This window comes from Pseudomonas sp. S3(2024), from assembly GCF_036861315.1.
Lineage (GTDB): Bacteria > Pseudomonadota > Gammaproteobacteria > Pseudomonadales > Pseudomonadaceae > Aquipseudomonas > Aquipseudomonas putida_A.
In genome coordinates, this window is record NZ_JAZAQQ010000006.1 from 337029 (window position 1) to 348229 (window position 11201).

The window sequence follows — 11201 nt, forward strand, 5'->3', positions numbered from 1 at the left end:
GCCTGATTGATGATCAGGTCGCCCCTTTTTTATCGCGCATGTCAGCCGCGCTTGCGGGCCAGTGCATTGCGCACGCTTTCTCTCGACATCCCCGAGCGCGATGCCGCCGCAGTTTTCTCCACGGGCGCCGCCGCCAACTGCTGCTTGCGCTTCAACACCTGACTCCAGCGATAACCGAGATAACCGGCCGCAACGAAAAATCCCGGCCAACCGAAAATCGAACCGACGAAGAACCACAGCCCAAGCGTGATCAGCACGGATTTCGAGGTGAACAACTTCAGGCCGTCATCGACGGGCACCGTTTCAACCGGTGCCTGCTGCGCCACTGGAATCTGCTGCACTCCATCCAGATCAAAGCGCAATGAGAAGTCCGCCCCCGGTACCTGGACATTTATCTGATTGCCTTCAGCGGTATGCACCCGCACTTCGCCATTGACGACCGACACCGAGCTGAAACTGATCTGGGTTTCGTGATGAATCTCGCCGTTGACCAAGGTCACGACCGTTCGTTGTTCGCCATTGGGGGTGTCGCGCATGTCGATTCCTTGAGAACTCCACGTCGGACGACGTGCGAAGGGAAAATCCGTTGGGCTCGAATGCTACTGAGTGGCCATCAGGCTGTCCAGAAACAACCACAGGCTTCAACTCTTTGGCGAGCCGTTATCAGCTCCCAGCGCCGCCATGCGCCTCTTCAAAGAAGTAATCCTTCCAGCTGCCGGCCTTGTTCTTCAGCACGCCCAGTTCCTGCAATTTCTCGGCATAGATAAACGTGCGCTGCGGCACCACTGTGAAGTCGATTTCCGGATCGGTGACGATCTGCTCGACCAGCGCCAGCGGCAGCTTCGACTGTTCGACGCGGATGTACGCCTGGGCGGCGGCGGGTTTGTCGGCCTTGATGATTTTTTCCGCTTCGGCCAACGCGTCGTAGAACGCCTTGTAGGTCCTGGGATTTTCGTCGTGGAATTTTTCCGTGGTGTAGAGCACGTTGAACGTGGCCTGACCGCCGAGCACGTCGTAGGAACTCAGCACTTTGTGCACATTGGGGTTTTGCAACGCCTGATACTGGAACGGCGGGCTGGAGAAGTGCGAGTTGATTTCCGAACCACCGGCAATCAGCGCCGCCGTGGCGTCCGGGTGCGGCAGGCTGACCGAGATGTCGTCAAATTTTTTGTACTGGTCATTGCCGAATTCCCTGGCCGTTTCGATCTGCAGGGTCCGCGACTGGAACCCCACGCCCGCCGCCGGCACGGCGATGCGATCCTTGTCGCTGAAATCCTTCAGGGTCTTGATGTTCGGGTTGTTGGTCAGCAGGTAATTGGGCATCGAACCAAGCGAGGCTATGGCCTTGACGTTCTGTTTGCCGCGCGTGCGATCCCACACTGTGAGCATTGGCGGCACCCCGGCGGAGACCACGTCCAGCGCGCCGGTCAGCAGCGCTTCGTTCATCGCAGTGGCGCCGGAGATGCTGTTCCAGTCGACCTTGATCTCCAGCCCCTGCGCCTTGCCATGTTTTTCGATCAGTTGCTGATCACGGACCACATCGAGAATCAGATAACCGATGCCGAATTGCTGGGCGATGCTGATCTTGCCTTCGGCTTGGACGCCGGCGCTGAACAGCAGACTGCCTGCCAGGGATGCGGCCAACAGAGTCAGCGCAGAACGTTTGAACGGTATGGCCATGACAACCTCGCAGCTGGGTGGATTGGCTGAAAGGCCGAACTCTATCGCTATAAAAAACAGAAATTAAATACCGTTATCGAATATCAATAGCACGCTCGGGTTTGGCGTCGCGCGCTGATTTAAACAGCCTGAAACAATAAATCTGCCATCGGTTACACGCTGTGCGTCAGCCGCCATTGGGCTGACACCGACGCCAGTCAAGGCCTCAAGCCCTGCGCCGTGCCTGCGAGAGCGGATCAGCCGGTAGTTTAAAAGGGCGATCAGACAGCCCACCCTTGGTATCATCGCGCACACTTTTATGACGGTTTGATGGCTGGAAGGTCTTTGTTTGTGAGCGTTTTATTGCGTTGGTTGCGGCAGCCGCATGCCCGCCTGTTTTCCCTGATTCTGCTGGTGCTGATTGTACCGGTGTGCCTGCGCGCGGCGTTGGGCTGGTCGTCGTTGCTGGGCTATTTGTCCGACCTGGCAATTGGCAGTTTGCTGGTGCTGGTGCTGCATCGTCGTGCGTGGTGGCTGGCGTTGCCGTTGTTGCTGTTCTGGGGATTGCTGGCGCTGGCGACGGCGGAGCTCGTCAGCGCTGTCGGCCGGTTGCCGAACCCATCCGACCTGCATTACCTGATTGACCCGCAGTTCGTGGAGAACTCCACCGGTGGCGGCTTTGCCCATCCGGCGCTGAGCGTGGCCCTGTTGCTGGCGCTGCTGCTCTGGTTGCTGACGCGTTTCGCCAATCGCGCGCAACCCGCTGCTGCTCTGCCCCGTGCCGTGTGGGCCGCACCGGCGCTGCTGTTCGCCGCGCACTGGGGCGTGCAAAACCAGTGGCCGAACGATGAAGACCCGTGGCGCCTGTACAACCTGCCGCATCAGTTGCTCGCCTCGCAAGTCGCCGAGCTGCAGTTGCAGGCCGAGGAATGGCTGGACGGTGACGTCGAACCCGCCGCGCCACAGATGGCCGGGCTGACCGATCTGGATCTCAATGGCCACAAGCTGCTGGCCGCACCGGGTCAGGCGCGCAATGTGCTGATCATCGCCCTGGAAGGCATTCCCGGCGCTTACATCCGCGCCAATCGCGAGGCCATCGGCAGCCGCTATCAGGAAGATCTGATGCCCAATCTCAGCCGCTGGGCCGAGCGCGGCATGAACACCCCGGATTACGTGCTGCATACGCACCAGACCATTCGTGGCCTGTACGCCATGCTCTGTGGCGATTACGACAAGCTCAACAACGGCACGCCCAAAGGCGTGGAAATGCTCACCCAGCAGGAGCGCAATCAGGCCTGCCTGCCGGCGCAACTGCGGCAGAACGGCTTCAGCACTCACTACCTGCAAGGCGCCGGTCTGCGTTTCATGGCCAAAGACAAGATCATGCCGCACATCGGTTTCGATGCGACCCATGGTCTGGAATGGTTCAGCAACGCCAACTATCTGGAGTTTCCGTGGGGCAAGGATGACAGGGCGTTCTTCGAAGGCGCGCTGGATTACGTCGGCCAACTGAAGAAGCAGAAGCAACCGTGGATGCTCACTCTGTTGACCGTCGGCACGCACCAGCCCTACTCCGCACCGGAAGACTATCTGGCGCGCTACGAGACGCCGAAACAGGCTGCCGTCGGTTATCTCGATGATGCGCTGGAGCAGTTTCTTAGCGGTCTCGAACGCCAGGGCGTACTGAAAGACACGCTGGTGGTGATCACCTCGGACGAATCCCACGGCATTGATGGCGTGCGTCTGGCGTCGTCCTGGGGTTTCAACCTGACTCTGGCACCGGAACACGAGCAACTGCCGCGACTGAATGCCGGGGTCTACGGTCATGTCGATCTGAGCGCATCGATCCTCGACTATTTCGATCTGCCGGTGCCGTCGGCGCTGAGCGGCCGTTCGCTGTTCCGCGACTACGACAGCGGACGCGAAATCATGTCCTACACCAACGGCAAACTGCGCTACCACAATGGCCAGGGGATCTTTTCCGAGTGCGACATGCCGCGCCGCTGCCGTTACTACGAAAGCGCCGGGTTCATTGCCGAGCGGGCCACCTTCAAGGGCAATGAAAGCAGCCAGCAGGCCCGGCAGATTGCCGCGCGGGCCATGGCGCTGGACCTGTCGCTGCTGCGCACCCCGCTCAATCAGCGTTACCAGTTCGGCAGCAACAACGTCATCCCGCTACAGGCGCAGATCAAGGATGACTGGGCCGATAACCTGATCGGTGCGCAATACCTGGAAATGCCCAAGGGTTCGCACACTCGTGTGCGCCTGACCGTGCGCTCGGTGGACCCGCAGCAGGCGGCGTACATTCAGCTCAAGGCCAAGGAGTTCGAACAGGACGTGCAACTGGGCCTGCCGACCGAGATGGTCGCCACGGCCGATCAGCCGCTGCAGATGGATTTCAGCTTCGACAACCCGCAACAGCGCAAGGCCTTTTCGTTTCACTTGCTGGGTTATGGATTGGGTGCGGTCGAGGTCACGGATTTCAGTGTGATTACTGAATTGCCGGGGCAGGAAGATCCGTTGGATGCGTTGCCGGATGATGAGACTGTGCAATCGAGTTGAAATCAGGGAAGGGACGGATTGGCTGGATCCGTCCCTTTACGTTTACTAACGACGTTTGATTTGAAAGTCTCCCACTATTTCCTGTCCATCAGGCAATTGAAAATGGATGTCACCCTCAGCGCCGATTCGTGCATACACCTTTTTCAAAAATGTCACCTCTGCCCATCCTGATTCAACAAGTTGAAAATCGCCATCGACATCAGCGCTCCAACTTATTTGGCCTCTATACCATTCCACCTTATGAGGGCCATCCCCAACCAGGCTCTTTGGAACGGTGAAAGCAACATGACCTCGTTTTTCGTCATCAAATCCAACAATCAAGAAGTCGTCCGCTGCTTCATAGAACGTCGTATTATCCCCCGTCGCCGACACGAAATTTTTCCACCAACAGATGCATTGAACACGCCGTCATAACCTTGACTGGCCTTCTTTAACAATGCCTCGAGTTGCTCTTTTGTATGAATTGATTCGCTCATCTGCATGCATTCCAAAATAGTTTTATAGTGATGATTGGCTCTCAAAAATCTTGAGACCGTTGCTTCCGCTGACAAAGCTAATGCGCCATTACTTCGAGCGCTACAGTCATATCTGACAGGCCGCTAGCCCAATTCGAAATAAAAAGTTCAATATTTAAAATCATTAACGGCGCTATCAAACCAGTTTTCGGCAAAGTATCAGGCAGCTATGGAATAGACCCGCGTTACCAGGGTCTCGAAAGACTGCGCCTATCAAGCCCCAATAGTCGGCCTATTAGCTGACTGCCCAAGTCGGGTCTAGCCTTACTAGTCCGAAGCCGGCACGAGCCGGCCGCACAAGACCTGATAAGGACTCGAACATGGCAAACGAATCGAAATGCCCGTTCAACCACGCCGCCGGTGGTGGTACGACGAACCGTGACTGGTGGCCGAATCAACTGAACCTGAAGATCCTCAGCCAGCACTCGCCCAAGTCCGATCCGCTGGGCAAGGACTTCGACTACGCCAAAGCCTTCCAGAGCCTGGACTTCCAGGCCCTGAAACAAGACCTGCGTGCGCTGATGACCGACTCGCAGGACTGGTGGCCAGCCGACTTCGGCCACTACGGCCCGCTGTTCATCCGCATGGCCTGGCACAGCGCCGGCACCTATCGCACCGCCGATGGCCGTGGTGGCGCCGGCTCCGGGCAACAGCGTTTCGCTCCGCTCAACAGCTGGCCGGACAACGTCAGCCTCGACAAAGCGCGGCGCCTGCTGTGGCCAATCAAACAGAAATACGGCCGCAATATTTCCTGGGCCGACCTGATTGTGCTCACCGGCAACGTCGCGCTGGAGTCGATGGGCTTCAAGACCTTCGGCTTCTCCGGTGGACGTCCCGATGTGTGGGAACCGGACGAAGACGTCTACTGGGGTTCGGAACGCGAATGGCTCGGCGGCGACAGCCGTTACGGCAAAGACAAGTCAGCCATGCAGGAGCCCGGTGACGGCACGCTGGTGGCCGAACCGGACTTGCACGGCAAAGAGCAAAGCCGTACCGATCAGGGCGAACGCAATCTGGAAAACCCGCTCGCAGCGGTGCAGATGGGCCTGATTTACGTGAACCCGGAAGGCCCCGAGGGCAACCCGGATCCGGTGGCTTCGGGCCGCGATATCCGCGAAACCTTCGGCCGCATGGCCATGAACGATGAAGAAACCGTTGCGCTGATCGCTGGCGGTCACGCCTTCGGCAAGACCCACGGCGCCGGCCCGGCCGACAATGTCGGACCTGAGCCGGAAGCGGCCGGCCTGGAAGAACAGGGCCTCGGCTGGCGCAACGCATTCGGCACCGGCAAAGGCGCCGACACCATCACCAGTGGCCTCGAAGTCACCTGGACCACGACCCCGACTCAGTGGAGCAACAATTACCTGGAAAACCTGTTCGGTTTCGAGTGGGAACTGTTCAAAAGCCCGGCCGGTGCGCATCAGTGGAAACCAAAAAACGGCGCCGGGGCTGGCACCGTTCCCCATGCGCACGATCCGAGCAAAAAGCTCTCGCCGACCATGCTCACTTCCGACCTGGCGCTGCGTTTCGACCCGATCTACGAGCCGATCGCCCGTCGTTTCCTGGCCAATCCTGATCAATTGGCCGACGCCTTCGCCCGCGCCTGGTACAAACTGATCCACCGAGACATGGGCCCGTTGTCGCGCTACCTCGGCCCGGAACTGCCGAACGAAGAACTGCTGTGGCAGGACCCGATTCCCGATGCCACTCACCCACTGATCGACAGCAACGATGCGGCAGCGCTGAAAAGCAAAGTGCTGGCTTCCGGCCTGTCGGTGTCGCAACTGGTGTCTACCGCCTGGGCCGCGGCATCGACATTCCGTGGTTCGGACAAACGGGGGGGCGCCAACGGCGGACGTCTGCGTCTGGCCCCGCAGAAATTCTGGCAGGCCAACCAGCCGGAGCAACTGGACAAGGTGCTGAAGACCCTTGAGGGCATTCAGAACGAGTTCAACGCCGGCTCATCCGGCAAGAAAGTCTCGCTGGCGGATCTAATCGTGCTGGCGGGTAACGCCGGGGTCGAGCAAGCGGCGAAAAACGCCGGGCACTCGGTTTCTGTGCCGTTCAATCCAGGACGCACCGACGCGACTCAGGAGCAAACCGACGTCGAGTCGTTTGGTTTCCTCGAACCGATTGCCGATGGTTTCCGTAACTACAGCAAGGGCAAATACACCGTGTCGGCCGAAGCGCTGCTGATCGACAAGGCGCAACTGCTCACCCTCTCCGCTCCGGAAATGACTGTGCTGGTCGGTGGTCTGCGTGTGCTGGGGGCCAACGTCGGGCAAAGCCGGCATGGCGTGTTCACCTCGCGCACGGAAACCCTGAGCAACGACTTCTTCACCAACCTGCTGGACATGGGTGTGGAGTGGAAACCGACGTCGGCAGCGGCGGACGAGTTCGAAGGACGCGACCGTAAAACCGGTAGCGTGAAGTGGACGGCGACGCGGGTTGATCTGGTGTTTGGTTCCAACGCGATCCTGCGCGCGCTGGCCGAGGTGTATGCGAGTTCTGACGCGAAGGAACAGTTCGTCAAAGACTTCGTGGCGGCGTGGGCCAAGGTGATGGAGCTGGATCGATTCGACCTGAAATAACGGAAAACGCAAAAACCTGTGGGAGCGGGCTTGCTCGCGAATGCGGTATACCAGTCGACATCTCCGTGTCTGACACACCGCGTTCGCGAGCAAGCCCGCTCCCACATTTCGTTATGCGTTACGCCAGGCTTTTGCTCACCACTTCATATACATCGCTGGACAGCTGACCGGAAGCCAGAATCCGCTCCAGCTCCGCCTTCATCAACGCCTGACGGGCGCTGTCGTATTTACGCCAGCGAGTCAGCGGCGCCAGTTGCCGCGAAGCAATCTGCGGGTTGAAGCCGTTCAGTTCGATCACCAGATCCGCAAGGAAGCGGTAGCCCGAACCGTCGGCGGCATGGAAGTTGATCAGGTTCTGCCCGGCAAACGCACCGACCAGCGCACGCACCTTGTTCGGGTTCTTGATGTTGAACGCCGGGTGCTGCATCAGGGCCTTGACCCGCGCCAAACCGCCCGGCAGTGTGCTGCCGGCCTGCACGCTGAACCACTGATCCATGACCAGCGGGTTGTCCTTGAAATGCTCGGCGAAAGTCGCCAGCGCTTTGGCCTTCTGTTCTTCGAACGGCGAGTTGACCAGCACCGCCAACGCGGTGAGGCGCTCGGTCATGTTGTCGCTGTTTTCGAACTGTTCCTGCGTAGCGGCCAGCACTTCGGGCTTGCCGCTGAGCATCAGGTACGACAGCGCAATGTTCTGCAGCGCGCGACGGGCAAAGTGCTCGGCCTCGGCCACATACGGTGTCTGCTTCGACAAATCGCGGTTGGCCTGATAACGCAGCCACAGCGCTTCGAACAGGTTGTCCGCCAGTTGCTTGCGGGCAAACTCGCGAGCGGTGTGGATCGCCTCGACATCCGCCACTTCGCTGATTTCGGTCAGATACGCTTCGCTCGGCAGCGAAAGCATTTCGGCGACCATGGCCTGATCCAGCGACTCGTCAGACAGCACGGTTTTCAGCGCCGAGATCAGACGCGGATCAAGCACCAGGCTCTCGCCCTTCTGCTGCTGGGCGATCAGCTCCTGCAGGATCTGCACCGACAGCTGCTGACCGGCATCCCAGCGGTTGAAGCCGTCGCTGTCGTGCTGCATCAGGAACATCAACTGGTCGCGGTTGTACGGGAAGCTCAGTTTCACCGGTGCCGAGAAACCACGCAGCAACGACGGCAGCGGCTGTTCAGCGATGTCGACGAAGGTGAAGGTCTGCTCAGCCTCGGTCACCGAGATCACGCGGGTGGTGCCTTGCGCCAATGCTTCACCGGCCAGACGCAGCGCGATCTCGTGGCCTTTGCTGTCGAGCAGGCCGAGTTCAACCGGGATCACGAACGGCAGTTTTTCCACCTTGTCCGGAGTTTCCGGGCAGCTCTGGCGGAAGGTCAGGCTGTAGGTTTTCGCCGCGGCGTCGTAGGACTCGCTGACCGCCAGACGCGGCGTCCCGGCCTGGCTGTACCAGCGTTTGAACTGGGTCAGGTCGACACCGTTGGCATCTTCCATGGCCTTGACGAAGTCGTCGCAGGTCACGGCCTGGCCATCATGGCGTTCGAAGTACAGGTCACTGCCCTTGCGGAAGCCTTCGGCGCCCAGCAGGGTGTGAATCATGCCGACCACTTCCGAGCCTTTCTCGTACACGGTCAGGGTGTAGAAGTTGGAAATCTCGATGAAGCTGTCCGGGCGCACCGCGTGGGCCATCGGGCCGGCATCTTCGGCGAACTGGTGGGTACGCAGGTACGCCACGTCCTGGATGCGCTTGACCGTGGCCGAGTTCATGTCCGAGGAGAAACCGGCGTCGCGGAACACGGTGAAGCCTTCCTTGAGCGACAGCTGGAACCAGTCGCGGCAGGTCACGCGGTTGCCTGACCAATTGTGGAAGTATTCGTGGGCGACGATTGCCTCGACCCGCTGGTGCGCGGCGTCGGTGGCGGTTTCGGCGCGGGCCAGCACGGCGCTGGAGTTGAAGATGTTGAGGCCCTTGTTCTCCATCGCGCCCATATTGAAGTCGTTGACGGCGACGATCATGAAGATGTCCAGATCATACTCGCGACCGTAGACCTCTTCGTCCCAGCGCATCGACTTCTTCAGGCTGTTCATCGCGTGCTGGCACTTGTCGATGTTTTCCGGCTCGACGTAGATGCGCAGCGCGACATTACGGTTGGTCATGGTGGTAAAGGTGTCTTCGACACACCACAAATCACCGGCCACCAGCGCGAACAGGTACGCCGGCTTCATGAACGGGTCTTCCCAGGTCGCCCAGTGTCGGCCGTCTTCGCCCGGGCCGGAGGCAATCGGGTTGCCGTTGGACAGCAGCACCGGATAGCTGTGCTGCTCGGCGACCACTGTGGTGGTGAACTTGCTCATCACGTCCGGGCGGTCGAGGTAATAGGTGATCTTGCGGAAGCCTTCGGCCTCGCACTGGGTACAGAACATCGTGCCGGACTTGTACAGGCCTTCCAGCGCGGTATTGGTTTCCGGGTGAATCCGGACGCTGGTGTCGACGGTGAAGCTGGCGCTGGCCGGCTGCAGGGTCAGGGTGTTTTCGCTCAGCTGGTAATCACTGGCGCTGAGTTCCTGGTCGGCCAGGGTTACCGACAGCAGTTCCAGCTGCTGGCCGTCGAGCACCAGCGGCGGCAGGCCCGGGCCACGCTCCGGGTTGCGGCGCATCACCAGTTGCGCGTGGACCAGGCTGTGGTCCTCGAACAGCTCGAAGGTCAGGTGCGTCTCGTCGATCAGGTACTCGGGCGCCTGATAGTCCTTCAGGTAAATCATCTTCGGTTGTTCGGTGCGCATGCTGGAATCCTTATTGATGCACGGCGAGCTGATACGCCGTGTATTTACGAATGTTGATCACGCCGGTGTCAAAAATCAGGTACTGCCCCTTGATCCCCAGCAGCGTGCCTTCGGCAATCGGGTTCTTGTCCAGGTTGAAGCTGACGATTTTGGCCGGGTATTGCTCGACCGGATAGCGGATTTCGAGAGGTTCTACATCGGCAATCGTCTGAATTGCTTGTAGGCCGAATCGCTGTTGCAGGCCCTGCAAACCCTCGGCGCAGCTTTCAAACAGCTGGTCGCGCACCTGGGCGAGATCCACCGCCGCCGCATCGCCCTTGAGCAAGGCGCGCCAGTTGGTCTTGTCGGCCACCTGGCTGCGGAACAGGTCTTCGACGAAGCCCGACTGCTGGCGCGTCGATACGCGCATGATCGGCAGCGCCTGACTCGCGCCCTGATCCAGCCAACGGGTCGGCAGTTGCGTGGCGCGAGTAATACCGACCTTGATCCCCGACGAGTTGGCCAGATACACCACATGATCAGTCATGCAGAACTTCTGACCCCACTCCGGCTCCCGGCAGGTACCGGCCTCGAAGTGACAACGCTCCGGGCTCATGATGCACAGATCGCACTGCGCCAGTTTGGTCATGCACGGGTAGCAGTAACCCTGACTGAAACTGGTTTTGGTCTTGCGCCCGCAATGGGTGCAATGAATCGCCCCCAGGTACTCCAGACGCACCGTGGTGCCGATCATGGGGTTGACCGGGACCTCGACGTCATCCAGACGAAACGCGTATTGCACATTCGGCCCGTCCAGGCGCGCCGACATTTTGCTGATTGCACCGCGGCCAATCTCGATCAATGGATGGCATCCGACTTGAACAGGATGTTCGGTACTTCGATCGACTTCGACGCACATTCCTGCGGGCCCATGTAACCGGTGCGCTGGTCTTCAGGCAGGTTCTGAATTTCCCAGGCGATCATCGCCTGCAGCGACAGCTCGCGCTGTTCGGCGGTGAGTTTGCCGCCGTCGGACCACTTGCCGATTTCCACGGCCAGTTTCAGGCTCTCGTAGATGTCCGGGGTGATGTTTTTGATCATGTCGTTAAAAGAGGACAT

At 59.6% G+C, this 11201-nt stretch carries 8 protein-coding genes; 2 read left to right on the forward strand and 6 right to left on the reverse strand.

The annotated features are described in order from the left end of the window. Positions 1-41: 41 nt before the first annotated feature. Together VLA07_RS17820 and VLA07_RS17825 are read right to left on the reverse strand one after the other, a co-directional pair. Positions 42-536, reverse strand: a complete 495-nt coding sequence (locus VLA07_RS17820; RefSeq protein WP_333990043.1) for a hypothetical protein — start codon at positions 534-536, stop codon at positions 42-44. Positions 537-663: 127 nt separating this feature from the next. Further along, on the reverse strand, positions 664-1680 hold the full coding sequence (locus VLA07_RS17825) for an ABC transporter substrate-binding protein (protein WP_333990045.1): 1017 nt from the start codon (positions 1678-1680) through the stop codon (positions 664-666). A gap of 309 nt (positions 1681-1989) precedes the next feature. Between VLA07_RS17825 and VLA07_RS17830 the strand changes: the two genes are divergently transcribed. Then, a complete protein-coding gene (locus VLA07_RS17830; RefSeq protein WP_333990046.1) occupies positions 1990-4221 on the forward strand; it encodes an LTA synthase family protein in 2232 nt (743 codons plus the stop codon). A gap of 45 nt (positions 4222-4266) precedes the next feature. On the opposite strand, the gene VLA07_RS17835 is transcribed toward VLA07_RS17830, so the two are convergent. Further along, a complete protein-coding gene (locus VLA07_RS17835; protein ID WP_333990047.1) occupies positions 4267-4593 on the reverse strand; it encodes a hypothetical protein in 327 nt (108 codons plus the stop codon). Between the two features lie 463 nt (positions 4594-5056). Here VLA07_RS17835 and katG point away from each other — a divergent pair, with 463 nt between their 5' ends. Then, entirely contained in the window at positions 5057-7327 is a 2271-nt protein-coding gene (katG, locus tag VLA07_RS17840) for a catalase/peroxidase HPI (protein WP_247268498.1), read from the forward strand. A 118-nt stretch (positions 7328-7445) separates the two neighbouring features. Here katG and pepN read toward each other — a convergent pair whose 3' ends face one another. From pepN to VLA07_RS17855, 3 genes are read right to left on the reverse strand one after another with little or no spacing between them, the layout of a single operon-like run. Further along, entirely contained in the window at positions 7446-10103 is a 2658-nt protein-coding gene (gene pepN, locus VLA07_RS17845; protein ID WP_333990050.1) for an aminopeptidase N, read from the reverse strand. A gap of 10 nt (positions 10104-10113) precedes the next feature. Beyond that, positions 10114-10944, reverse strand: a complete 831-nt coding sequence (locus tag VLA07_RS17850) for a DUF2797 domain-containing protein (RefSeq protein ID WP_027613137.1) — start codon at positions 10942-10944, stop codon at positions 10114-10116. After that, positions 10941-11201 carry a YeaC family protein gene (locus VLA07_RS17855; RefSeq protein ID WP_003224178.1) on the reverse strand — a complete coding sequence of 87 codons (261 nt, stop codon included), beginning with the start codon at positions 11199-11201 and terminating at the stop codon, positions 10941-10943. The genes VLA07_RS17850 and VLA07_RS17855 overlap by 4 nt, the downstream gene beginning before the upstream one ends.